The sequence below is a fragment of the Paenibacillus sp. FSL H7-0703 genome (assembly GCF_038003485.1).
Classification (GTDB): domain Bacteria; phylum Bacillota; class Bacilli; order Paenibacillales; family Paenibacillaceae; genus Paenibacillus; species Paenibacillus polymyxa_B.
In genome coordinates this window covers 4,453,893-4,477,843 of record NZ_JBBOPF010000001.1, presented here as the reverse complement: position 1 = coordinate 4,477,843, position 23,951 = coordinate 4,453,893, and the positions used below count along the sequence as shown (strand labels likewise).

General features: G+C 46.8%; 20 protein-coding genes and 1 riboswitch. Of the genes, 4 read left to right on the top strand and 16 right to left on the bottom strand.

Going from position 1 to position 23,951, the window contains the following annotated elements; all coding sequences use genetic code 11:
- The first annotated feature begins 333 nt into the window (after window positions 1-333).
- Window positions 334-1,221: an NAD-dependent epimerase/dehydratase family protein gene (locus tag MHB46_RS19965; RefSeq protein ID WP_209949717.1), complete on the top strand. Its 888-nt coding sequence runs from the start codon at window positions 334-336 to the stop codon at window positions 1,219-1,221.
- 342 nt (window positions 1,222-1,563) lie between these two features.
- Here the strand turns inward: MHB46_RS19965 and MHB46_RS19960 are convergent, their stop codons facing one another.
- The 7 genes from MHB46_RS19960 to MHB46_RS19930 form a co-directional block, all read right to left on the bottom strand.
- Window positions 1,564-2,172, bottom strand: a complete 609-nt coding sequence (locus tag MHB46_RS19960; protein ID WP_341163193.1) for a GNAT family N-acetyltransferase — start codon at window positions 2,170-2,172, stop codon at window positions 1,564-1,566.
- 51 nt (window positions 2,173-2,223) lie between these two features.
- Window positions 2,224-2,964: a metallophosphoesterase family protein gene (locus MHB46_RS19955; protein ID WP_025724028.1), complete on the bottom strand. Its 741-nt coding sequence runs from the start codon at window positions 2,962-2,964 to the stop codon at window positions 2,224-2,226.
- Window positions 2,965-3,069: 105 nt separating this feature from the next.
- Window positions 3,070-4,014: a metallophosphoesterase gene (locus MHB46_RS19950; protein ID WP_341163192.1), complete on the bottom strand. Its 945-nt coding sequence runs from the start codon at window positions 4,012-4,014 to the stop codon at window positions 3,070-3,072.
- A gap of 65 nt (window positions 4,015-4,079) precedes the next feature.
- A complete protein-coding gene (locus tag MHB46_RS19945; protein WP_341163191.1) occupies window positions 4,080-4,889 on the bottom strand; it encodes an aminoglycoside N(3)-acetyltransferase in 810 nt (269 codons plus the stop codon).
- 161 nt (window positions 4,890-5,050) lie between these two features.
- Complete coding sequence (gene sdhB / locus MHB46_RS19940; protein WP_013311795.1) at window positions 5,051-5,818, bottom strand: succinate dehydrogenase iron-sulfur subunit; 768 nt, start codon at window positions 5,816-5,818, stop codon at window positions 5,051-5,053.
- A gap of 19 nt (window positions 5,819-5,837) precedes the next feature.
- Window positions 5,838-7,583, bottom strand: coding sequence for a succinate dehydrogenase flavoprotein subunit (gene sdhA / locus MHB46_RS19935; RefSeq protein WP_061830109.1), 1,746 nt, complete (start codon window positions 7,581-7,583; stop codon window positions 5,838-5,840).
- A gap of 93 nt (window positions 7,584-7,676) precedes the next feature.
- Window positions 7,677-8,351 carry a succinate dehydrogenase cytochrome b558 subunit gene (locus tag MHB46_RS19930; RefSeq protein ID WP_061830110.1) on the bottom strand — a complete coding sequence of 225 codons (675 nt, stop codon included), beginning with the start codon at window positions 8,349-8,351 and terminating at the stop codon, window positions 7,677-7,679.
- Window positions 8,352-8,577: 226 nt separating this feature from the next.
- On the opposite strand from MHB46_RS19930, the gene MHB46_RS19925 reads away from it, so the two are divergent.
- Entirely contained in the window at window positions 8,578-9,483 is a 906-nt protein-coding gene (locus MHB46_RS19925; RefSeq protein ID WP_028541456.1) for a LysR family transcriptional regulator, read from the top strand.
- Between the two features lie 5 nt (window positions 9,484-9,488).
- On the opposite strand, the gene MHB46_RS19920 is transcribed toward MHB46_RS19925, so the two are convergent.
- Together MHB46_RS19920 and MHB46_RS19915 are read right to left on the bottom strand one after the other, a co-directional pair.
- Entirely contained in the window at window positions 9,489-10,166 is a 678-nt protein-coding gene (locus tag MHB46_RS19920; protein WP_028541455.1) for a potassium channel family protein, read from the bottom strand.
- Between the two features lie 192 nt (window positions 10,167-10,358).
- Window positions 10,359-11,699, bottom strand: coding sequence for a TrkH family potassium uptake protein (locus MHB46_RS19915; RefSeq protein WP_103050007.1), 1,341 nt, complete (start codon window positions 11,697-11,699; stop codon window positions 10,359-10,361).
- 409 nt (window positions 11,700-12,108) lie between these two features.
- Window positions 12,109-12,261: riboswitch (cyclic di-AMP (ydaO/yuaA leader) on the bottom strand.
- Between the two features lie 261 nt (window positions 12,262-12,522).
- Between MHB46_RS19915 and MHB46_RS19910 the strand changes: the two genes are divergently transcribed.
- Complete coding sequence (locus MHB46_RS19910; protein ID WP_165179095.1) at window positions 12,523-14,253, top strand: CPBP family intramembrane glutamic endopeptidase; 1,731 nt, start codon at window positions 12,523-12,525, stop codon at window positions 14,251-14,253.
- Here the strand turns inward: MHB46_RS19910 and uvrC are convergent.
- The 4 genes from uvrC to MHB46_RS19890 form a co-directional block, all read right to left on the bottom strand.
- The gene (uvrC, locus tag MHB46_RS19905) at window positions 14,222-16,303 is read right to left on the bottom strand and encodes an excinuclease ABC subunit UvrC (protein WP_341163190.1); all 2,082 of its coding nucleotides are present in this window, start codon (window positions 16,301-16,303) and stop codon (window positions 14,222-14,224) included. The genes MHB46_RS19910 and uvrC overlap by 32 nt on opposite strands.
- 160 nt (window positions 16,304-16,463) lie before the next feature.
- Window positions 16,464-16,781, bottom strand: coding sequence for a thioredoxin (gene trxA / locus MHB46_RS19900; protein WP_010347861.1), 318 nt, complete (start codon window positions 16,779-16,781; stop codon window positions 16,464-16,466).
- A 125-nt stretch (window positions 16,782-16,906) separates the two neighbouring features.
- Entirely contained in the window at window positions 16,907-17,854 is a 948-nt protein-coding gene (dnaI, locus tag MHB46_RS19895) for a primosomal protein DnaI (RefSeq protein WP_025724035.1), read from the bottom strand.
- A gap of 41 nt (window positions 17,855-17,895) precedes the next feature.
- Window positions 17,896-19,413: a DnaD domain protein gene (locus tag MHB46_RS19890; RefSeq protein WP_209949710.1), complete on the bottom strand. Its 1,518-nt coding sequence runs from the start codon at window positions 19,411-19,413 to the stop codon at window positions 17,896-17,898.
- A 345-nt stretch (window positions 19,414-19,758) separates the two neighbouring features.
- On the opposite strand from MHB46_RS19890, the gene hemQ reads away from it, so the two are divergent.
- A complete protein-coding gene (gene hemQ, locus MHB46_RS19885) occupies window positions 19,759-20,538 on the top strand; it encodes a hydrogen peroxide-dependent heme synthase (RefSeq protein ID WP_341163189.1) in 780 nt (259 codons plus the stop codon).
- 186 nt (window positions 20,539-20,724) lie between these two features.
- On the opposite strand, the gene MHB46_RS19880 is transcribed toward hemQ, so the two are convergent.
- The 3 genes from MHB46_RS19880 to MHB46_RS19870 all read right to left on the bottom strand — a co-directional run bounded on the left by MHB46_RS19880 (window position 20,725) and on the right by MHB46_RS19870 (window position 23,845).
- A complete protein-coding gene (locus tag MHB46_RS19880) occupies window positions 20,725-21,891 on the bottom strand; it encodes an ABC transporter permease (RefSeq protein WP_341163188.1) in 1,167 nt (388 codons plus the stop codon).
- Window positions 21,888-23,225, bottom strand: a complete 1,338-nt coding sequence (locus MHB46_RS19875; protein WP_341163187.1) for an HlyD family secretion protein — start codon at window positions 23,223-23,225, stop codon at window positions 21,888-21,890. The genes MHB46_RS19880 and MHB46_RS19875 overlap by 4 nt, the downstream gene beginning before the upstream one ends.
- A gap of 113 nt (window positions 23,226-23,338) precedes the next feature.
- Window positions 23,339-23,845 (bottom strand): MarR family winged helix-turn-helix transcriptional regulator, encoded by a 507-nt coding sequence (locus MHB46_RS19870; RefSeq protein WP_341163186.1) that lies wholly within the window; start codon window positions 23,843-23,845, stop codon window positions 23,339-23,341.
- Window positions 23,846-23,951: the final 106 nt, after the last annotated feature.

Below are 23,951 nucleotides of genomic sequence, written 5' to 3'. Positions count from 1 at the left end.
GGCTTCGACGGTGATCCACCGCTATGCGAATGATTTGATCTTATGATCGCTGTTGCAACGGGATTCACTGGATATTATAAGCCCTTTAAAGGGTAGAATCCCATTGCAAAGGCGAGCGCCTGCGCTTCTTCAGATTCAAATTCTCCACTCCTGTTCAAATTCATCTGCCCCCTCAGGACATGCGACTCCACTACAGCCTATGATCCTCCTCTTTTTACTTAATTGTTAGATAAACTATGTAACTAAGAGCACTTCATCAAACTCTTTTCATTCGCTCTGTATCCTTAACAGTCATTATTTCGTCTACCTTAATATATAAGGAGTGATGTAAGTATGAAAAAGATACTTGTTTTGGGTGGAACGCGCTTTTTTGGCAAGAGACTGGTGGAACGTCTGCTGGAGAGCTCCCAGAACTCCGTTACCATCCTCACACGAGGCCAAACGAGCGATTCGTTTGGTGACCGCGTTCAGCGGATCTGTGCAGACCGTACCGACCGGCAAGCGCTCGCTGAGGCGGTAGGTGAGCAAGTGTGGGACGTTGTTTATGATAATATTTGCTTTTCTCCAGATGAAGCCAGCGAAGCCTGCCGCATTTTTGATGCTAAAGCCAAGAGGTATATTGTTACCTCCAGCCTATCCGTCTATGATTCGAGCCCGGAAGTGCTGACAGAGAGCATCTTTGACCCTCAATCTTACCCGGTTCGCAAGGGCGGGAAAGACGATTTTACATATCAGGAAGCTAAACGGCAGGCAGAAGCAGTTTTTATGCAGCAAGCTACATTCCCTGTAGTCGCTGTTCGCTTTCCGATTGTATTGGGGACAGATGATTATACGAAAAGGCTTCATTTTCATCTCGAACATGTTCGTGAAGGAACAGAAATCGGAGTCCCTAATTCCGAAGCACAAATCTCATTTATTCGATCCGATGAAGCCGCAGATTTTCTGCTTTGGCTCGGTCACACTCATTTATCAGGTCCTGTAAATGCTTGCTCCGACGGTACAGTGAGGATTGGGGAGATCATTTCGATCATTGAGCAGACAACAGGAAAACAAGCTGTGGTGAAAGAAAAAACAGCAGACGAGCACATGTCTCCATTCGGTATTACACAATCGTGGTACATGGATACGTCCAAAGCCCAGTCAGAGGGGTACTCATTTCTCTCCCTGAATGAATGGCTTCCAGAGCTGATAACCAGCCTGAACCGTTCTTATAAATCATAAAAAAAGAGGACCCGAAACTTCGGGTCCCAGCAATATATATATGATTTAAAGGGGGTCATGTCTATGTTGTACCCACTGTATGTTAAAGTAACTTTGCAGTTATGTTTCATTTTTGTAACAAAATGAAATACAAATGAGCGCAGCCAAGGCAAGAAGACCACTCGCCGTCACAGCGATAGAGAATGCCCTACTACAGAATAACAAAAAAAGAGGACCCGAATCATCGGGTCCCAGCAACATATATTATTCAAAAGGGGGTCATGTCTGTATTGTACCCGTCCTGTGTTAGAGTTGTTTTGCAGTTATATTTCATCTTTGTAACAAAATATTCCACTGCCATTTCTACGCATAATCCCCTTGGGTCATTGAAAATACCAATACACTCGGCACCTCGCCTGAGGGATCATAAGCACCAATTGTACGCAGCAGGCGCATCTTATTTTTAATAAGTACGCGCATGGAAGCCTGATTATCCTCTTGGCAACGACTTTCGATCCGCTTGAGCTTCAAAGATCCGAAACCAAAATTCAGCATTTCTCCCACCACTTCTGTAGCCAGCCCCTGTCCCCAAAAAGGACGATCCAGAATATAGCCCAGCTGTGCCTCACCCGTTCTTTCATTCCATTGCTGAAAAGAGACGATACCGAGCAACGGTGAGGAGGTAAGCTCATTGGATTCACCAAGTAGATTGCTTTCTCCTGTATTTCTCTGATGCCATTCCACCGCAAAATGCAGGGAATCTAGTGAATCAGCAGATATTTTAATTTGCGCAACCAGACCCCGCATTCGTGTATTGACTGGTTTGCGAATTCGATTCACATATTGGATCACCAATGGATCGGATAGAATCCGTTCCAGCGCGGGATAATCCTCCGTTCTTAGCTGGCGCAATCGGACTCGGCGGGCGTAAAGCTCCGGTAGCCCAAGACGAAGCATTTCTCTGGTCAGCACAATGTTCCCCCCTGCGGATGGATTGGCTTTTAGAAATGAATGTTTCCATACTTAATCCAGGTCCTGAATCCCGCGGTAAATTCCTGTGCGCAGCTCTCGAATATAATACGGCAAAGAAGGCACAGCAGCTTCCTCCGCTTGTTTTACCGCCAGTTCTATATCATAAGGTACACGTACAAAATGAATGGAGAAGGACGTAGGCTGCTCCTCTCCCATCTCACCCTCTAAAATGCAGTAGGAAGCCTGCGTAACATCCAACGGATTCCCGACACTGCCGACGTTAAAAAGGGTTTTTCCCTGAAAATGCTGGATAAAAGCATTGTGCACATCACCATATCCCACGACATCTGGGGCAAAAGCAACTTTTCCATTTTCTTCTGCTAACGGATCGAACATGGCAAGCCGTTTTTCCGGCTCATCCCATGGCTGCACACGGTGATATACACTTTGCGGCGAGGCATGCACCAGACGGATACGGCGTCCGCTCATTCTGAAATCATAATGAAACGGTAACTGTGCCAAATACTGCACTCGTTCTGCACCCAAGCGCTCGGCTTGCCAGCTAAAATTGAGATCATCCGTAATACTAACCAGCTCATCCCAATTCCCCCGCACGACCACTTCACAACGTTGACGGACAGCATCCAGAACCTCGCACGGGCTAGGCCCTTTGCCGATCAGATCCCCCAAACAAAACACACGGCTAATGCCTCGAGAAGCAATATCCTCCAGCACCGCCTCACAGGCAGGCCAATTGCCATGAATATCTGAAATGACAGCAATACGATCCATCTGAACCTCACTCCTTTGTCCGAAACGACTACATCTCTACACTACATTCAAGCCATCTTTATGTAGTTCCAACATATATGATAAAGATGAAAAAAAGATCATGGCCTATTGGCCGGATTTTAGCGTAATGACACTAAGCTCTGGTCTGCACAGCACGCGAATCGGCAAATGTGTCATGCCAATGCCTCGGCTGACATACAGCGGCATTCTCTCTGTTCCCACATGAAATAATCCCTGGATGTACTTGCGTCCACCCGGAGGCGGCATTGGTGCTCCAATGACCGGCAAGCGTACCTGTCCTCCATGCGTATGCCCCGACAGTTGAAGATCAAAGGACATTTGCGCCGCTACATCTGCATAGTCCGGCTCATGCATCAGCAGCAGCTTGCACATCTCATCAGGTAGCCCGTGAATGGCACGCTGCGGATTGGGCTTGCCCATAATGTTATCCTCTAAACCGACCATGGCTACACGCTGTCCCGCAAGCTCTACAATCGCATGCTCGTTTCTCAGCAGCGTAAACCCGGTTTTCGGATACAATTTCTGAACTCCGGCTGGTAAGCCTCTATAATCATGATTGCCCAAAATAGCAAATTTGCCAAGTGTGGCGTGCATCGAAGCCATAACTGGAACAGCAGCCTTCATGGATACTGCATAGTCATCTACAATATCGCCTGTAAAACAGAGCAAATCTGGCTTCAGACCTGCTATACGGTCCGCAAGCTCGCGCAGATCCTGCTCATCCATATGAAAACCCAAGTGCACATCACTGAAATGTACGACCCTGATTCCGTCAAAAGCAGACGGAAGACGAGGGAGAGTCAAGTTGAAGCGTGTAATTTCCAAATGATTAGGCTCCCATAAGGAAGCATATCCTCCAGCCAGAAGCGCTGTTCCGGCTGTGGCTAAAGCCGCCTTTTTCAAAAAATGACGGCGCGAAGGATTGGCTGGTTCATTTGAAATGGAACGCCGCGAAGAACCGGGAGGGATAGCGGCCCCCTGATGCGGGCCATCCTGACTCTCGCGGCGGGTGTGCGGCGTCTTCTCCATATGCGTTCCCCCTTGCGATCTATTCCTTGATCTCACTTTTTAGAAACTCTTACTGTCCAGAAGCTTTAGCGATGGGTGGACAACCACTGCTCCGCATAGTCTACCAAATCACGTTGCCTCGCGAAAAAACATGAAGCCTCTCCAATGTTCACTCGCTTAAAAGCTGAGGGACAGTCCCGTTCAAAATCAAGTCCCAGCTTCTCAAAGTCATCTGAGGTAATATTAAAATCCTGAAAAGATACCCACGCTTTTGCTCCATCCACCATCATAGGAGCTTGATGCATGATCACTTCTCGTCCATTATAGGCTGTTCGATATTCCGCCAAATGCAAGGACGTGTTGCTGTCATGTCCGCACCCCAACAGCAGCACATAGGCATCTGCCTCATACAGCTTTGCCAAGGGCGAATGCTCACCCAGCCCATAGTCGAGCTGATGATCTGTCAGTAATCCCAAAGCAACAGGTCCACGTGCCGCCAGAGAAACATGCGGATGCCCGCTGCGCTTGGTTCCCGGCAGGCCACGGAACGTTTCTACAATGATGCCCATCCCCCCGGTCAGCGTCCAGGCCGGATCATAAGCGGGCATTTCCTCGCGTACCAATTCCCACCATGACTCGTCCAGAGGTGGGTTCATCCAAGTCGAGGGATCAGTCAAGTCATGAGACTGTGTCGGCATCACCAGCGTCCCTTCCGGGCCAACCGCTTCGGTTAGCGCGGCAAGAATGGCCGAGGCCCCGCCTGGAATAAAGCGTCCAAAGCTGCGCATCGACGAGTGAACAAGCAATGTCATGCCGCTCCGAACTCCCAGCTCCTTTAATCCCTTCATGACATCCGACCTAGTGACAGGTCGATTCGTTATCGGTTGCACAGTCACCTGTCCAGCCTCCTTTTCTCCAAAAACGATACACAATACCATAATTATACCATAACTGCTATCCGCGCTCCTTCCTCCATGTTACCCTCCATCTTTTCTGAGCGCAAAAAAACAGGCTTTCTCCAGTTTGAGAAAAAGCCTGTTTGGGCATAACCTATTTGCTATACAGTCAGCCAGCGCTTGAACATATGCTTGGTCGTTTCCTTATTCATTTCGGCAATAGAAGTTGTCAACGGAATGCCTTTCGGGCAAGAGCGTACGCAGTTTTGCGAGTTCCCGCATCCTTCCAGCCCATCGTCCGTCATCAACGCCTCCAGCCGCTCTTCCTGATTCATTTCCCCTGTCGGATGGCTGTTAAACAGGCGAACCTGAGATATCGCCGCTGGTCCGATGAACGTCGTCTTCTCGTTGACGTTCGGGCAAGCTTCCAGACAGACACCGCAGGTCATGCACTTGGACAGCTCATACGCCCACTGACGCTTTTTCTCTGCCATTCTAGGACCAGGGCCCAGATCGTAGGTACCGTCAATCGGAATCCACGCTTTGACCTTCTTGAGCGCATTAAACATCCGGCTGCGGTCGATGACCAAATCCCGAACTACCGGGAATGTGCTCATCGGCGCGATCGTAATCGGCTGCTCCAGCTTATCGACGAGTGCTGCACAGGCCTGACGCGGCTTGCCGTTAATCACCATGGAGCATGCTCCGCATACTTCCTCCAGGCAATTCGACTCCCAGCATACCGGAGCCGTCTCTTTACCGTGGCTGTCCACCGGGTTACGCTGAATTTCCATCAGCGCGCTAATCACATTCATCCCCGGACGATAAGCCAATTCGAATTCTTCCGTATAGGGACTGGCTTTAGGATCAGCTTGACGGGTCACAACGAACTTCACTGTTTTATTCGACTTCACTGCTTGCTCCGACATCTAAATACACTCCCTTCCGTTATTTGTTCTTGGAATAATCCCGAATACGCGGCTTGATCAGCGAAACATCCACCGCTTCATACGAGATTTGTGGTCCTTCCGGTGTCCAGTCCGCAATCGTTGTTTTCAGGAAATCCTCATCGTTGCGATCCGGGAAGTCTGGTTTGTAATGGGCCCCGCGGCTTTCGTTGCGCAGTAGCGCACCTTTGGTCATCGCTTCAGCCAGTTCCATCATATTCCACAGTTGCCGTGTAAACGCCGCACCCGCATTGTTCCAGCGCGAAGCGTCATTGATGTTAATGTTAGAGTAACGCTCCTTCAGCTCCTTGATCTTGTGGATCGTAGCTTCCAGCTTGTCATTATAACGAACCACAGTCATGTTGTTCGTCATCCACTCGCCCAGCTCTTTATGAAGAACATAAGCATTTTCTTTTCCGTCCATATGCAAAATACGCTCATATTTCTCCGTCTGCTGATGAACTGCTGCATCAAATACGGAGGTAGCTATATCCTGTGCAGATTTTTTCAAGCCCTTGATGTATTCCACAGCCTTAGGTCCAGCCACCATCCCGCCGTAAATGGCTGACAGCAACGAGTTCGCACCCAAACGGTTCGCACCGTGATATTGGAATTCACACTCACCAGCCGCGAACAAGCCCGGTATATTCGTCATCTGATTGTAATCGACCCACATACCGCCCATTGAATAATGAACAGCCGGGAATATTTTCATCGGGATTTTGCGCGGATCGTCACCGACGAATTTTTCATAAATTTCAATAATGCCGCCCAGCTTTACATCCAGCTCTTTCGGGTCCTTGTGGGACAGATCGAGGTAGACCATGTTCTCGCCATTAATACCCAGTCCATCATCAACGCATACACTGAATATTTCACGTGTCGCAATATCACGAGGGACCAGATTTCCATAAGCCGGATACTTTTCTTCGAGGAAATACCATGGCTTGCCGTCCTTATACGTCCAAATACGACCGCCTTCTCCCCTTGCCGACTCGGACATGAGACGCAGCTTGTCATCACCTGGTATAGCCGTCGGATGAATCTGGATAAACTCACCGTTCGCATAGCGTACGCCTTGCTGATACACTGCACCGGCAGCCGTGCCCGTATTAATGACGGAATTCGTGGTTTTACCGAAAATAATCCCGGGGCCACCAGACGCCAAAATAACTGCATCCGCCGCAAAAGTCTTCACTTCCATCGTACGCAAATCCTGCCCGCAAATCCCTCGACAGATGCCTTCATCATCCAGTACAGCCTGTAAAAACTCCCAGTTCTCGTACTTGGTCACCAAACCCGCAGATTCCCAGCGCCGTACCTGCTCATCGAGAGCGTACAGAAGCTGCTGTCCTGTCGTCGCACCGGCAAAGGCGGTCCGATGATGCTGGGTACCGCCGAAGCGGCGGAAGTCCAGCAGTCCTTCCGGTGTCCGGTTAAACATGACGCCCATGCGGTCCATGAGATGAATGATCCCCGGAGCCGCTTCGCACATCGCTTTTACCGGAGGCTGGTTGGCCAGAAAGTCCCCCCCATAGACTGAATCATCAAAGTGAATCCATGGTGAGTCTCCCTCACCCTTGGTATTAACCGCACCGTTGATGCCGCCTTGAGCACAAACGGAGTGGGACCTTTTGACCGGAACCAAAGAAAATAAATGAACGTGAACTCCCGCCTCTGCCGCCTTGATCGTAGCCATTAGACCTGCCAGACCGCCGCCCACGACAATAATGTTGGATGCTGCCATTTCTGCTCACTCCTTTTTTTCAGGATTTTAACCAAATCCCCTTTTACGTTTGAAAATAGAATCTCAACACGATGTATAATTGATATGAGTCGTTTATAGTAGCTGTTTAAAAGCGCCGCATTGCACCAAGGCAGTTGCCGTTTCCTGAAATTCCGCACTGCGGAATGCAAGCAGGGAAGCGATGAAGCCGATAGACACCACCACGAACAGGGTCATACAGATATAAGAAGATACTTTTTGCGCACGTGGTCCCACGGTAATCCCCCAACTAACCATAAATGCCCACAGTCCGTTAGCAAAGTGAAAGGATGCCGAAACGACACTGATTAAATACAAAATGAAATAAACCGGGTTCGTCACGATGCCATGCATGACTCCGCCTAGCTCCTCATGGGTTACATTACCCAGAGCCACCTGAAAGCGCGTGTCGTATACGTGCCAGATAATAAATACAAATGTAATGACGCCGGAAATACGCTGGAACAGAAAGCGCCAGTTACGTGAATAGCCGAATCTTTTGACATTCGGGTCAGCCTGATAAGCAATATACAAGCCATAAATTCCGTGGAACAGTAATGGCAAGTAGATGAATAACGTTTCTAGCACAATAACCAGTGGCAAACCATTCAGGAAGGCCACGCTGCGATTAAATCCTTCCTTGCCGCCCTCCACCGCTGTGAAGTTCGTCACCAAATGCTCAACAAAAAATAGAGCCAGCGGAATGACGCCAAGAAGCGAATGCAGCTTTCTGGAATAAAATCCTCTCATCTAGGTCATGCTCCCTTCTCCCGATAATAGCGTTTTCAATAGTAATATAACATATAAATTGACAGTTTCCGACAGGAAATGTCCAACAAGGTGTCCCTTATAAGGAAAAACAAAAGTGTGAACATCTTGTGTCGCTTTCATGTTACTCCTTTTCGGCTTATAATGGAATTGCAATATACGTATTAATTATTATGTCTTTTTTGCATATAGAGAGGAAGTGGATGATTTGTTTGAGGATTTGAACGCTTTTGCCGTCATTGTCGAGCAGTCCAGCCTGAATAAAGCCTCCAAACTGCTGAATCTGTCCCAACCTGCCCTGTCTCGCAAAATTGCCAAGCTGGAGGAAGAGCTGGGTGTGAATCTCTTTGATCGTCGGGGCAAACGGCTCGAAATTACGTCCACTGGCCGATTTGTTTATACATTCGCGCTAGAGCAACGGCAACGACAGCTTCGCTTTTTACAAAAGCTGTCCCAGCACAAAAATGAAGCCCAGAGTATGCTTACACTCGGCGCAAGCCTCACGACGCTCCAAACGACGCTGCCTACCCTCGTCGAAGCTTTCATGAGCAAGCATCCTCAAACCGAGCTGAAGCTGCTCACCGGTAAAACCCATGAAATCGTCGCCTTTGTACGTGACAAAAAAGCAGACGCCGGTATTGTCGGGTCTGCCATTCATGAAGCTGGACTGCGTTGCATTCCGCTATTTGATGATCATTTGGAGCTCGTCGTTCCCATCGGACATGAATTAACGGTCAAGACAGGAACAGCCTCGATGAAAGATCTGCAAGGATTGCCGATGATTATTTTCTCCAAAGGGACCTGGTACCGCAGTCTGACGGATGACTTGTTCCAGCGCAGCGGCATCATGCCGGATATCCGTATGGAAATCGACTCTTTCGAGGCGATTGTACGCCTGCTTCCAACCTGTAAGGCTTCAGCCTTGCTGCCCAAATCCTATTTGCGTAGCGAACTATTGCGGGATAATGGACTCACTGCATTGTACTTGCCCGATTTGAAGGAGACACGCCGAACGACCTCCCTCATTTACTCGGAGACGACCGATCTCGGTCCGACAGCACGACGCTGGATTAGCGAGACACGGGCTTCGTTTGCAGGCTACCGTATGGTGTAGAGGGTTTAATCCTCTTCATTAACATTAACAACCTCATCCTCAAAGCGACCGATATTGTCATTCGAACCGATGATGACCATAATATCGTCTGCTTTTAGCCGATCCATAGCCGTCGGTGCGATCAGGATACCGTTCGCTGTATGAAGCGCCACGACGCTACAACCAAAGCGAGTACGGGCATTTAGCTCTGCTAGCGTTTTGCCATTCAGACATGCAGGTACATTGAGTTCCACAATACTGTATTCCTTAGACAACTCCAAATAATCGAGCAAATTAGGCGTGACTAGCTGGTGAGCCACCCGGATACCCATATCCCGTTCTGGATAAATAATCCGGTCCACACCGAGCTTTTCTAACGCACGCCCGTGCAGCACAGATATGGCTTTGGCTACAACTTTTTTCACACCCAGCTCCTTCAGCAAAATGGCGGTGAGGATGCTTACCTGAATGTCATCACCAATAGCAACAATGCCACAATCGAAATTACGGATGCCCAGTGATCGCAACGAGTCTTCATCGGTAGCGTCCGCCACGACAGTATGTGTCAACATCTCACTCATACTGTCCACAACATCCTCATTCCGGTCAATGCCTAGCACCTCGCACCCCATATCCACCAATTGCAAAGCCAGGCTTGAGCCAAACCGCCCCAAGCCAATAACTACAAACTGCTGCGTTTTCATATCTACTCGAAAACTCCTTATCTGAATCAATTTCATAAATGGGGATTTTGCAAAAATCCCATAAGCGACTTCCAATGAAGAAGATATAGATCGAAATGGTTTAGTTCGTCTATATCTTGACTTCGGAGCGACTGGTATCGAATTTTGCAAAATCCTGAAATGATTAAACCAACGAAATGTATATGAAATGATTCATCCTATAATCATTTTGCCTTCCGGATGACGATATAATTCTTTACCCTTTTTCGGCCCCAGTGCATAAGCTAGCGTGAGTGGCCCCAGTCTACCTGCAAACATCGTCAGGGTAATCACCAGCTTACCTATGACTGTTAAATCAGGTGTAAGCCCCATCGACAGCCCCACCGTACCAAACGCAGACACCGTCTCAAACAAGATCATCAGAAAATGATGATCTTCGGTTGCCGACAAAATCATGGTCACCCCGATCACGAACAGCAACCCCAGCAGTGTAATGGTCAAAGCCTTGTAAATTCGTCCCTGCGCAAGTCGGTACTTGAACAGTACAATATCTTCCCGCCCCCGCAGCATCGAAATCACTGCTCCAATGAGCAGGGCGAATGTTGTGGTCTTAATCCCGCCTCCAGTGGAGCCAGGGGAAGCCCCAATAAACATGAGTATGATGATAAAAAACTGCGTAGCCTGCCGCAAGCCTGCGATGTCCAGCGTATTGGCACCTGCGGTACGGGGAGTAACGGACTGGAATAAAGATCCCAGTAGCTTACCACCCCAATCAAGCGAGCCAAGAGTCTTTGGATTCGTAAACTCAAATACAAAAATCACGAGCGTGCCGACTACAATCATAGCGCCCGTCATGCTGAGTACCACCTTGGTGTGCAAGGACAGTCTCTTGCGCTTGCGATATTCTGCCAGGTCTGACATCACTACAAAACCAATGCCGCCAGAAATAATTAGAAACATTGCGGTAAAATTAACAATCGGATCATATACATAACCTGTCAAGCTGCGAAATTCACCGAATAAATCAAAACCAGCATTGTTAAACATGGAGATGGCATGCCAGATTCCAAAATAAATCGCCCTGCCTACAGGCATATCAAAGGACCAGCGAACCGAGAATATCGTAGCGCATACGCCTTCAATAACTAGTGAGTACAGTAATACCTTACGGATTAACCCGACAATTCCCTCTACAGAAGTCTGATTCATCGCTTCCTGCAAAATGAGACGCTCCCGCAAGGAAATCCGACGCTTGAACACCAGTGCAATCAAGGTAGCCATGGTCATAAAGCCAAGACCGCCGATCTGGATCAGCGCAACGATGACAACTTGACCAAAAGTGGTAAAAAAGAGCCCGGTATCCTTTACGACAAGCCCGGTTACACAGGTCGCAGAGGCGGCAGTAAACAAAGCGTCTATAAACGCAAGTGGCTTTCCTGTTGTATTGGAGATCGGCAGCATTAACAATAAACTACCTATAAGAATGATAATGGCAAAGCCCGCAACGAATATCTGCGGTGGAGAAAGCCGAAGCCAGCTTGCATTGGGATTCATCTATTCATCACTTCTCTCCTAATCCTTAAAACTATAAAAACAGTGATTTAATACGGTGTAAGCTCGCTACGCGTTCCATTTGATCTTTCGATCGTCGTTGCCCCTGAATTTTTTGATTTTTCCAAACCTTAGTTAACTATAATTAGCATTCCCTGAATACAGGAAGAATGCATGTCAAGCACTACTCAGCCCCCTGTGCTATTGGCGGGCAGTAGCGAAAGGGGCAGAATTGTTCTGAAGAAGCGAAGCGTTTGCCTTTATCTCCGGATTTTAACCATTAAAGGGGGTATACAATCAAAAAATCCGGGGATAACAGCAATCGGAAGAATAATCTGCACCCGCAGCGGTCTAACCAATCCAAACACTTTTATACGCACAAAAAAAGACACCGGAAAACCGAGTGCCTGACTTGGTTCCTGCTCATAGCCTACGAGGTTAGCTGACGGATTCGGGCAGCACAGTATGCCCTATTTACACTTCCGATCCAGCAGGATCGGTTGTAAAATTCACCCCAGTAACATGGTTCCCCCGTTTTCCCATAGAAATTCGGCTCAACTGTATATCATTACCTATGTATTTTATAGGCATTGCCTCAAGATTATAATCCTTCTATATCCAGATCACAAAACCGATTTCGCCGAAAAAACGTGAAATTGGCTTTATTTTGCGAATGGGCATCGTTTAATCGCAGCTTATCTAATTTTATTGGAACTTTAAAGTGCTTTCACTCTATTTTCATGAATATCGCTGGTCTGTTGGCGGGAACCTGTGCAGTATGATATCTTTAATGGATGTTCTTATTTACAGATTAAGGAGGAAACTCATGAATCCTATCGGGAAACCGGTCGTGCTCACGGCCAACTTCAAAAAATTAGGCTTGCTGGGCGGGATTGGCCTGATTTGCTTTTTTATCTTTCAATTGCTTATTCCCTCGCTTAGCAATCCGAGTCCAGAATCAGTAATGAACGCAAAGGTCATCAGCAAACAAGAAGCGGTCATACACGCATTGGACTTCGCCCGCTCCGAGCTGGGCTATACTGAATCACAGCCTGAGGAGCCCGTCGTGACCTATCAGGCCGAAACAGATTTGTACGGTTATTTATCTAGAGAAAAACTGCTTCAACAGTACGACCGTACATGGAAAAAGAGTTACCCTTACGAAACCTTTCGGGTCGATCTGCCTGAATCCTCAGCGAAGAGTAAGCTGCAAATTCATGTGGATTTATCCACTGGCAAGGTCGTTAGCTTTAAACGAATCACCTCCAGCACCAATTACACACAGGCTGATATTTCTACGGATGAACAAGCACGTAACAGGCTTGTACGTGTGGCTGAGGACGGCATGACCCTCGAAGCCAAGGAGCAGGCGGCCGCAGTATGGGTCAAGCGCTTTGGCTTTAAGCCGTCGGATTTGAAGCTTGCGACCACTGAACAAGAAGGCGGATTAAAGTATACCGTAGACGATAAAAAAATCGGCGCCTCGGTACTTACACTGGCTTTTACTTTTGAAGACGGTGATGTTCGCTCCTTCACTCAAAGCTTTTCGGCCCCGTCGTCCTATACCGATTATATCGAAAAGCAAACATTTTGGGCGAATTGGATGACCTATGCGGGTTATGCCCTATTTAGCTTTGTACTGGGTGTACTTGCCATTGTGTATGCGTCACTCACCCGACGACATACTTCATTTGTACGCGGCATTGTTCTATCCGTTGTATACTTTATTGCTAGTATAGCTGGGACCATGAACATGCTGCCTTTATTGCAAGCAGAAGCAGGCGGTAAGGGCATGCTTATATTTCTTATGGTTTTCCAGATTGGTGTTACCTTCGTCATGGCTGTAGCGCTCTACTTCTCCTTGGTCGGCGGTGACGGGCTTATGCGTCAGGTTGGACTGAATGCATGGCCACGTGCAAAAGAGCCGGGCTACGGGCTGTATGTGCTTCGCAGTATGTATGTTGGCTACTTGTGGGCCTTTATTTTACTCGGGGTACAATCCATTTTGTTCTTTATACTGGAGCGCACATTTAATACATTCTCCACCACAGATGCCACGCAATCCCCTTACAATATGGCTTATCCATGGCTACTGCCGATTATGGCCTGGATGGCAGGTATTGGAGAAGAGACTGTCTACCGTCTGTTTGGTATTCCGATGGTCAAAAAAATAGTGAAAAATACTTTTGTTGCGTGTCTGATCACCACGCTGATTTGGGCACTGGGACATACACTTTATCCAATCTATCCGGTGATTTCCAGACCTATTGAGCTGACTTTTCTTGGTTTGCTGTTCAGTTTTGTGTTCCTGCGTTACGGCTTTATTGCCGCCATGTTCAGCCACGTTATTTTTGACAGCATTCTAATGGGACTTAGTGTGATGAGTCTGGGAGACACTGTGAATGTGAGCGCTGGTCTATTCTGGATCTTACTTCCAGCCATTGTGGGTTACATCATTTATTGGTTTAGTCCTAAAAAACCAAATCGAATTATGTTTGAACCTATAAAAAAAGAGGAGCCGTATTCTACGACTCCTCCTCCCGAAGGGCAGCTATAATCTGACGCGCAAGCTTATCCCCAATAGAGAGAGGCCGGAAGTCTTCGACACTGGCCTCTCTTATTTTTTTGAGCGATCCAAAATGCTTAAGCAGTAACTTACGCCGTTTCTCGCCGATGCCTGGAATAGAGTCCAGCCGGGAAGTTACCATAGATTTGCCGCGTTGCTCGCGGTGGAACGTGATGGCAAAACGGTGAACCTCGTCCTGAATCCGTTGCAGCAGATAAAATTCTTCGCTATTGCGTGCAAGTGTCACGGCCTCAGAGGACTCTCCCACTAATAGTTGGGAAGTTCTATGTTTGGCATCCTTCACCAGCCCACACACAGGAATGAACAAACCCAGCTCATTTTGCAATACATCGGTCGCCGCCTTAATTTGTCCACGTCCACCATCGACAACGATCAAGTCGGGACGTTCCAAATTTTCCTTAAGCACACGTTCATATCTACGTCGGATAACCTCACGCATTGTTTCATAATCATCGGGTCCCTGCACAGAACGGATTTTATATTTTCGATACTCCTTCTTGGCAGGCTTGCCATCAATAAACACGATCATGGCTGAGACTGGATCGGAACCCTGGATGTTGGAGTTATCAAACGCCTCCACCCGGTGCAAGCTATCCAGTCCAATGGCACGTCCGAGATTGCTTGCAGCTTTGGATGTCCGTTCCTCATCCCGCTCGATCAGCTTAAACTTCTCATCCAAAGCAACACGTGCATTTTCCGTCGCCATGCCTGTCATTTGCTTTTTCAGTCCACGCTGCGGTACAAGTACCTTTACATCCAACCATTCAGCCAGAGCGAGAGCCGCCGTACTCGGGTCCTCCAGTCCACCGGATAGTTGGGTTTCTGTTTCCTTTACTCCGGTATCTTGGTCACCAACTTGGTCTTGATTTGTTGCTGCATAAGTTACCCGTTCTTCAGCCACCAGCAATGAGTCAGCAGAAGGCTCTGTCTCCGTTTGTATCGCTTTCTCATCTGTCTGTCCGGTAGCATCGGTTGTAGCTGCACTGTGGAGTACAGTTTCTGCCGCAACCGGTTGATCGACATTGACCTGTTCTGCCTGCATCAGCCTAGGAGAATCTGGCAGCAATATTTCTTGCGGCACTGCCGGGTTGTCACTATAATATTGCGTCACATAGGACATAAAATCACTGTAAGCTTCACCGTAGAAAGGAAAAGTCGACATATGGCGCTCGATCATTTTACCTTTGCGGACATATAGGATTTGTACACACATCCAGCCCTTATCTACTGAAAAACCGAATACATCTCGATCCTTCGCATCCGATGTGGTGATTTTCTGCTTTTCCATCATCGCGTCGATGCTGATAATCTGATCTCGCAGCTCCTTGGCCCGCTCAAAGTACAATTCCTCTGCGGCCTCCTGCATTTTACGCTGAAGATCCTTTTTAATTTCCTCATGTCCCCCGCTTAAAAAGGAACCAATCTCCTGACCAATCTGGTCATACGTTTCCTTCTCGACCTCTTTCACACAAGGCCCCAAACATTGATGCATGTGATAATACAGACACACTTCCTTGGGCATCACACCACACTTGCGTAACGGATACATACGATCCAGCAGCTTCTTCGTCTGATGTGCCGCGTAGGAATTGGGGTACGGTCCAAAATATTTTGCTTTATCTTTCAGAACGCGACGGGTCACCTCCAGCTTGGGGTGTGCCTCGTTCGTAATTTTCAAATACGGAAAGGTTTTATCATCCTTCAATAGCACGTTATAACGAGGCTGGTACTTTTTAATGAGGTTGCACTCCAAAATGAGCGCCTCCATATTACTGCCTGTAACGATATATTCAAAATCACGGATATCGGAAACCAGTCGCTGCGTCTTGCCGTTATGGCTACCTGTAAAATAGGAACGGACCCGGTTTTTCAACACTTTGGCCTTGCCGACATAAATAATGGTGCCTTCGCTATTCTTCATCAGGTAACAGCCTGATGCATCCGGCAGTAACGCTAATTTGTGCCGTATGTTCTCCAGCGCCTTCTCCTGATTCTGCAAGTCCTCCGCATAAGGTTTCATTCGCCCGGTTCCTCCTTCCATTCTTAATGATTACTCAACTAACTATTTATAATATATAGGAATAGTACACAAAAACGCCCCCGGTATTTACAACCGGAGGCATTGACCTTTCATGGCCGCTCCACCAAGCCCCCGCAGGAGCATGGGTCACATGCGATGATTATTGGTGTTTAGTAAGCATGCTTTTCAGCGCTTCTTTGGAGTTCAGACCTACCACTTTATCAACAGGCTGTCCGTCTTTGAAAACGATCAGGGTAGGAATACTCATCACGCCGAAACGGGAAGCAGACTCTGGATTTTCATCCACGTTCACCTTCGCGATTTTGACGCTGTCGCCAACTTCTGTGGACAGATCCTCCAGAATAGGAGCGATCATTTTGCAAGGACCGCACCATGGCGCCCAAAAATCAACCAAAACGGTTCCTGTGCCTTCGACTTCTGCGTTGAAGGATTGATCGGACACGTTAACAATTGCCATTGTATGTTCCTCCTTTATAGAAAAGTCAAGATTATTATAACCTGTAATGTCTGTTTCGACACCTTTTAATTATATCACAATAGTCTTTTAATTGTAAGATATCAAAATAGCAGACGGATAAACGCTTACCCCCGCTGATTTTTTCCCTTTACGGTAATGACATCTACAAAAGGACGAATCCGGTCCATCAAGCGTTGTCCTTTGTACATTTCCTCTCCGTCCTTGCTCGTAAAGCTGAGATGCTTCTCCAGCCCCTGCAACGAATAATTGGAAGTATAAAAAGTAGGTTTGCGGTTCATTCGGTAATTCAAAATGGAACCCATCACATGGTCCCGTACCCACGGGCTTAAATTTTCGGCACCAATATCGTCAAATACGAGCAGATCACAATTTTTGAGCATTTCGGTCGTTTCCTTCAGCTTCTGTCCATCCTGAATCATGGACTTTAAGTCCTCCACAAAATCAGGCATATACACGATCACACCGTTCAGACCCGACAGAGCCAGCTCGTGCAATAGATAGCCCATCAAAAAAGTTTTACCCGTACCAAACGTACCTTCCAGATACAGTCCTTTTTTGGATAGACCCTGACTTTTCGTCTCTTCAATGTAACGGAATAGCTGTGTAACGGCAGGCATACGCTGTGAATCCTTACGCGCAATCTCAAGAGCGTTATATCCCTCAAGAAGTGCCCGTTCATCCACATAAAAGCTTTTAATTCGCTGACGCACCCGTTGTTCATGTTGGGAAGCAACCAACTTCGCACATGGGGTCCGAATGTCCACGATTTCGGCTGTTCCATTCGGATATTCCACGCCCAGCTTGCAAAAGTGGCCCTGAAAATCGTTAGGACATCGTTCCAGCCCCGGACAATTGTCGCAATTTCGACGATCCCGGGCATACTGAAAGAGCATGCTCATGTTGAGTCGCAATTGTGTTTCGTCCACATCAGGATGCGCAGCACAAAACTCCTGCACGAGCGGATCATTTAGAACTTGATCGGCTACATTGCGAGTGCGCTGGCGAAACGAAGGGTTCTGCATCTGCTGTAGCAAATCGCCCAGTGATTCCAAGAACGCTCCTCCTTTCTTAAAATGTGCAGAGTTATGGACACCTACACCTTTTTCTGTTTACCGGATTGCATTCGTTCGGCCAGACGCAGCAATTCATCCAATTCTTCCTCAGATACAGACTCCTCGGAAGGTTGATCTTGAACGATTGGAATGGATGGCTTGGCTGGCCCGTTATTTTTGGCATACGCGCGGGATCGGCCGCCGGAAGGAGAAGCAGAGGACTGTTTTCCTTTTACTTTGGCTTGATCCCTTATATATTGAACGGCTTTTTCATAAGTGTTTACCTGCTTAAGCAGCATGTTGGAAGCAACGGCCTCGACAAAGTTGCGGTTAATCCGCTGATCGCTCCCAGATACGAGCAGTGACATTAAATAATGGATCAGCACGTTGATGACTTCACCGGGCAGCTTATAGCTGATATCAATTTTCTCGAATATATCCAGCAGGTTACCGGGAACCGTGCCGGGGAAAAAGGTTTGCAACAAGCGACGATAAGGCTCGTTGCGCAACATCATATTATACTGGTGAATGTCACATTTGGCTGTGAATTGTGGTGGAACCTCCACATAAAATTCCATTTCCACAGCCTGTTCTGCAGGCGGCTCTTCAGATGTGGAAGTTTCCCTCTGGCGCAAGGCGACCACTTTGGCGGCCTGTACCTGCTGTTCCTCCTGACGCTTCCGATCCTGTCTGGAGTGCTGACTAGCTCGAAGTTGAAGCTCATCGAGCAACAAATCGCCTGCTTCGGTAAAAATACCATCCTCATCCAGCAAGCGACTGATATCCTGTACAGAAAGGTCAAATTTGCGAACAACGTAATTGACCATGCCTAACTGCTCGTGCTCAAACCGAAGACGTTCCACGTGCTTACGATTGGCAGATTCACGCGGAAAACGGAGAATAATATCTGCATAATTCAATGCTTCCTCCGATTCTGACGCAATTGGTCCAGTCTGACGGCTAGTGGACACCTCGGACAGCGCCTGCTCCAGTTCATAATCTATAACATGGGTATTCAGTTCAAATAACTCATAAAATGGAATCGAAATATTCTCTTTATTATAGGAAGATTGCGACCATTCGCTAGATTCTCTGCTCCACAATGATTCTCTCAGAGAAAGCACTGCAAACTTACCGATTTTGTCTCTCAACAAAAGGGTGAGATGCTGCGTTCTGAAAAATTCAGCAGGTGCGAGCGGCGGCTGCATCTCATATTCATACATATAGTCGTCCGTTTCGGGTGCATACAGCCTGGACGTCTGTAACAGACCGACGGCCTCCAGTTTGGAGGTCTGTTCAATCAAATACTTGCGTCCCTTTTCACTCGGCTCCAGTCCCAGTGTCAGAAAAAGGCGACGCTGCTGTTCCAACGGCGAATAACCAATTTGTCCAACTGGCACATGCTGGAACAACAGTCGATACAGACTGACCGCAAATGCGCCTACCATCGGCTGATAGACGCTTCCCAGCATCAATTCATCCAGTGCGCTCAAGCCAAATTCCCGATAAACGCAATAGCGGTGGTTCTCAGTATAGTGCAGCAGGTTTTTCATCCGCATTCCAACATTCTTCCTTTCCTGACATAACGGTCTCCAAGATGTTTTTCTATTCTATCATACTTGCCTTCTGGTGGGGCCAACAAAATAAGGGCAATTGTTCTCCTTTTTGGCAGCCATATTCGTCTGAGTTCTACTTTTTTCGAGAATACTAACTATTTTATGACTTTGTGACCTGCATCATGGTAAAAATAAAATTCTTCACACTTCTTTCATTGGTGAAAAGCTTTACTTTGAGCTACAATATAATGGTTAAGCATCACGTATTGGATACAGGAAAGATATAAGGAAGTACACATAGTTCGGCTAAGCCGATTATCATTTACAGATCGTAAAGGAGTGTAGATCGTGAGTCAACATCAACCACAACAAACCCCAGCAACACCTAACGAAGTAGCCTCCACACTGGAAGGCTGGTATGCGCTTCACGATTTCCGGTCCATCAACTGGACAGCATGGAAAACCGCAGACGATGAAGAACGCGCTGGAGCACTGGATGAGCTTCAAGAGTTTATGAAGGAATGGAACGTTACCGAGGAAGCGGGTCTGGGCAGCTCAGCTGTCTATACTGTAGTCGGACAAAAGGCTGATTTTGTCATGATGCACCTGCGCGAAACGCTGGAAGACCTCAATAATCTGGAAAATGACTTTAACAAAACAACCTTCGCCAAATATACAACTAAAACCTACTCTTATGTGAGTGTGGTTGAACTGAGTAATTATTTGAGCAAGGATGAAGATCCTATGCAAAATCCACAAATTGTCGCACGCTTGAAGCCTGTATTAAACAAGGCCCGTTATATTTGTTTCTATCCAATGAACAAAAAACGTGATCTGGATGACAACTGGTACATGCTTTCAATGGACGAGCGTCGCACCTTGATGCGTAGCCACGGTTTAATTGGACGCAGCTATGCTGGCAAAGTAAAGCAAATCATTTCCGGTTCCGTCGGCTTTGACGATTGGGAATGGGGTGTAACACTGTTCTCCGATGACGCACTTCAGTTCAAGAAGCTAATCTACGAAATGCGTTTTGATGAAGTCAGTGCCCGTTACGGTGAATTCGGCTCCTTCTATGTCGGCAGTGTGTTGAATGAAGAGACATTTGAAGACATGTTGAAGCTGTAAAGCACAACCGTCAGTACCATTCGCAGCATACAATTTAGGATTCCGCGAACTCCCACTTTCGGGACGACGGAATCCTTTTTTTATAAGACCTAAAGCTATAATAGAAGAGAAAAGGCCCCTCACGGGTGCCTGATTAAATCGTATTCTTTATGAATGCCAGTCATAGCCAAGGAATGATATCTCCGATTATTGCAGCACAGGCTCGACCCCTACGGATGTATCCTCACTTTTCGCCAGCTTTCTTTTCTCCAAAGCGATCAGGATAAAGATCAGAAGCAGCAAACCACTTAGTAAGACCAAAAAGCCTCCCAACTCGGGAATAAAATATTTTAAGCTCCCACCTTTGAAGCCCATACCTCTCAAAAACTTGAAATGCCAGGTCAATGGAAGAATATTACTAATATATTGCAGCGATGTAGGCAGCATAGCTACTGGCAATTGAGCGCCACTCAGTAAAAACGAAGGCAGTATAATTAGCATGAGGCGTGGGGAAGCTTTTCCCGGATTCGCCGCACTCCACCCTAAAGCCATCGCAAACAAACTCAACGTAATCGTGTACAGGAGAAATGGAATACTGAGCTGCCATACATTCGCTTCAAAGCGTAATCCGCTAATTTGCTTAAGTAAACCAATGGACAGGTAAAAGGACACACATCCTACTAACGCATACGGCAACACCCTAAGAATCAAGCCATACGAATGCTGAAGCTCCTCTTTTAATCTTCCTTGCTCCCGCAATCGCGGGACAATGGTCAGTACAGTAGCACCAATCAGTGAAATCATGACCGTATTAATGAACCCCATAACCGAGGTCATTAAAGTAGCATTGGTAGGATTATATAATAGGCGCTGCTGAAGCAGCATATTGGAAGTAAGTCCCGTTACCTGGCTGTCACTCATCCCCATGCCCTTTAAACCACCACCAGCCAGTGTTGCATTCTCCGTAGCAATGATCTCTGTGACTGCCGAGCGTAGATTTCCAGTAGCCTGACCTACCGTATTATCTACATAAAAACCGATGTTGCTCTGAACTCCTTTGATCCTATTTTCCTCCAACCCAGCTGGAAGGTAAATCACCGCAAAAAACTTTTCATTATATAAAAGTAAATTCGGATCGGCTTCATTCTCTTGCACATGGCGTACATCAATATACTGCGATGCATCTAATTTATTAATAAGCTGTCGACTATAACTGCTATGATCTAAATCGACTACAGCTACAGAGGCATCGTTAAGCTGATTATTTTTAAAAACAAATCCAAAGGCTACAGCTACTACGATAGGAACGAGCAGCATAACAAAAACCATCTTACCGCTGATCAACAGCTTCCATTCTTCTATAAACGCCTTCATTTCGTCACAACCTCTACCGTCATTCCAGGTAATAATTCAGATGTGCGCTGAACATCCACCCGTACTTGGAAGGAGCTTATATCCGACAGACCTTTGTCCCGACTCATTCTCATGTTGGTATACTGAGGAGCAGAAGTAATGTACCTCACCTTGCCTTGGACATCTTTATCTAAAGCTACAATGTGCGAAGTCACATTTCCCCCAGCTTTAAACTGTGATATGGAATCCTCGCCCACATAAATATCGTAGTATAGCTGATTGGTTTCAATAACGGCGCCCGTTGCCCCCGTAGAAACGATCTCTCCCATTTTAGGTACAATACGCGACACCTTACCATCTGTGGATGCCTTCAGCACCATACGTCCACGCTGCAATTCCAAAGTTTTGAGTTGAACACTCAATGCCTGCTTTTGTTGAGCCAGAAGATCCACATTGTATTCGCTATTCTTAACATCTTTTCGTGTTTGCGAGGTTTGAGTCAAGGCTTCCTTGGCCTTTTCTGTTTTGATACGAGCCTGCTGGCGTTCCTCAGCAGTTGCACCCGCCTCCATTTTATCCAAAGCGGTTTGCTGCTGAGCGATCCCATTTTTAGCAATGTCCGATTGTTTGCTAGCCGCTGTAATCTGGTTATTGGCAATTTCAACCTGATCCTTAGCTGTATCTAACGCGATTTGGGCATTATCCAGTTGGTTTTTAGCGTTATCCAGTTCTGCTTTGGTTCCAGCTCCGGCATCATATAACGCTTTGATACGGTTGTAATTCACTTTAGCCAAGTCCAGAGCCTGATGTCTGGATGATACTGTTTTTTGTGCGATTTCCGCATTTCTTTTGGCTGTCTCTACTCCTGTCAGAGCTGCGTCCAACGATTGCTGTGCTGCTTCAATAGCCAGCTTTTGTCTTACAATATCCTCCGCACGTGTGCCTTGGTTTAATAAGGACTCTCCCGCTTGCGCGGCTTGAATGTCCAATTGCCCCTGTTTTTCTGAATTCGAAATTTTCTCCGACTGATTTTGCAACCCGTCTTTAGCCTGTTTTATTTTCACATCAGCCTGTGCGATATCCGTTTTTAATTTCTCAATTTGCAAATCAAGGTCTACAGGATCGAGGGTCATGAGCACATCCCCTTTTTTCACCTGTTGTTCTTCCTTCACCTCAATCGTGTTTACTCTTCCCCCTACGCCCTGAAAAGCAACATTCACGGTATCTGCCGTAAGCAGTGTATTTTTTTGTTGGGCTGCCATACTCACAGCATCCTTGCCGCTCATTGCCATTAGCGTACCCCCGGTACCTAACGCGACAACAAGTAAAACGTACACGATGATCTTTTTGTTCATTACAATAAACTCTCCTTCATGATGATTTAGCCAATGATAGTTAAAAATAATAGTCAAAAACAAATAAGGAGCCTGATAGTACGACGTCTAACTATTTAAGCCGGGAAATTTGATTATTCCTGTTTTATCCGTTCAACACCTGAGGAAAGCTTCTGTAAGAGTGTTGCAAAAAGATCATGATCCTCCTGCGTAAATTCATTCATCAAATCCGAAAAAAGCTGAATGAACAGTGGAATTCTTTCCGTCATTAACTGTTTTCCTTCATCAGTCAAAGAAATCGCGGTCATACGTCGATCCGACAACGTACTTCTTCGGATGATCCCGTCCCGTTCCAGCTTGTCAATTACGCTGGTTACTGTTGAACGTGTAACTCCGGAATACTCAGCCAACTCGGACGGAGTTAATGAACGGTCATACAAATACAAAGGCATTAGAATTTTAAGATTTCCAATAGATACCCCATACTCAGACAGTCTGGAAGACACCCCATTGTACACCTCGTGAGCTGTCTGCACGAAAAGTACTAACGTATTCAACGATCGGGAATCCACATTTGGAAACTTTTCAGTCAATAAATTTATTTTCCTGGGATCAGCATTGATGTTAAAATCAGAATTCAACGTGAAGGTCCCCCTCTATAATTTGTAACCATACTATACGTCGCCATATAGTTATAAGTCAATACCTTTTTTTTGATTACCTCTACTTAAAAAAGGTCTCCAAGCT

Coding starts and splice junctions, on each gene's coding strand:
- MHB46_RS19955 (WP_025724028.1), bottom strand. CDS start 2,964: ATGGATCGTATTGCTGTCATTTCAGATATTCATGGCAATTGGCCTGCC.
- sdhB (WP_013311795.1), bottom strand. CDS start 5,818: ATGTCGGAGCAAGCAGTGAAGTCGAATAAAACAGTGAAGTTCGTTGTG.
- MHB46_RS19875 (WP_341163187.1), bottom strand. CDS start 23,225: ATGAACAAAAAGATCATCGTGTACGTTTTACTTGTTGTCGCGTTAGGT.
- MHB46_RS19950 (WP_341163192.1), bottom strand. CDS start 4,014: ATGGAGAAGACGCCGCACACCCGCCGCGAGAGTCAGGATGGCCCGCAT.
- MHB46_RS19890 (WP_209949710.1), bottom strand. CDS start 19,413: ATGCGGATGAAAAACCTGCTGCACTATACTGAGAACCACCGCTATTGC.
- trxA (WP_010347861.1), bottom strand. CDS start 16,781: ATGGCAATTGTTAACGTGTCCGATCAATCCTTCAACGCAGAAGTCGAA.
- MHB46_RS19915 (WP_103050007.1), bottom strand. CDS start 11,699: ATGAATCCCAATGCAAGCTGGCTTCGGCTTTCTCCACCGCAGATATTC.
- MHB46_RS19920 (WP_028541455.1), bottom strand. CDS start 10,166: ATGAAAACGCAGCAGTTTGTAGTTATTGGCTTGGGGCGGTTTGGCTCA.
- MHB46_RS19880 (WP_341163188.1), bottom strand. CDS start 21,891: ATGAAGGCGTTTATAGAAGAATGGAAGCTGTTGATCAGCGGTAAGATG.
- MHB46_RS19910 (WP_165179095.1), top strand. CDS start 12,523: ATGAATCCTATCGGGAAACCGGTCGTGCTCACGGCCAACTTCAAAAAA.
- uvrC (WP_341163190.1), bottom strand. CDS start 16,303: ATGAAACCTTATGCGGAGGACTTGCAGAATCAGGAGAAGGCGCTGGAG.
- MHB46_RS19930 (WP_061830110.1), bottom strand. CDS start 8,351: ATGAGAGGATTTTATTCCAGAAAGCTGCATTCGCTTCTTGGCGTCATT.
- sdhA (WP_061830109.1), bottom strand. CDS start 7,583: ATGGCAGCATCCAACATTATTGTCGTGGGCGGCGGTCTGGCAGGTCTA.
- MHB46_RS19965 (WP_209949717.1), top strand. CDS start 334: ATGAAAAAGATACTTGTTTTGGGTGGAACGCGCTTTTTTGGCAAGAGA.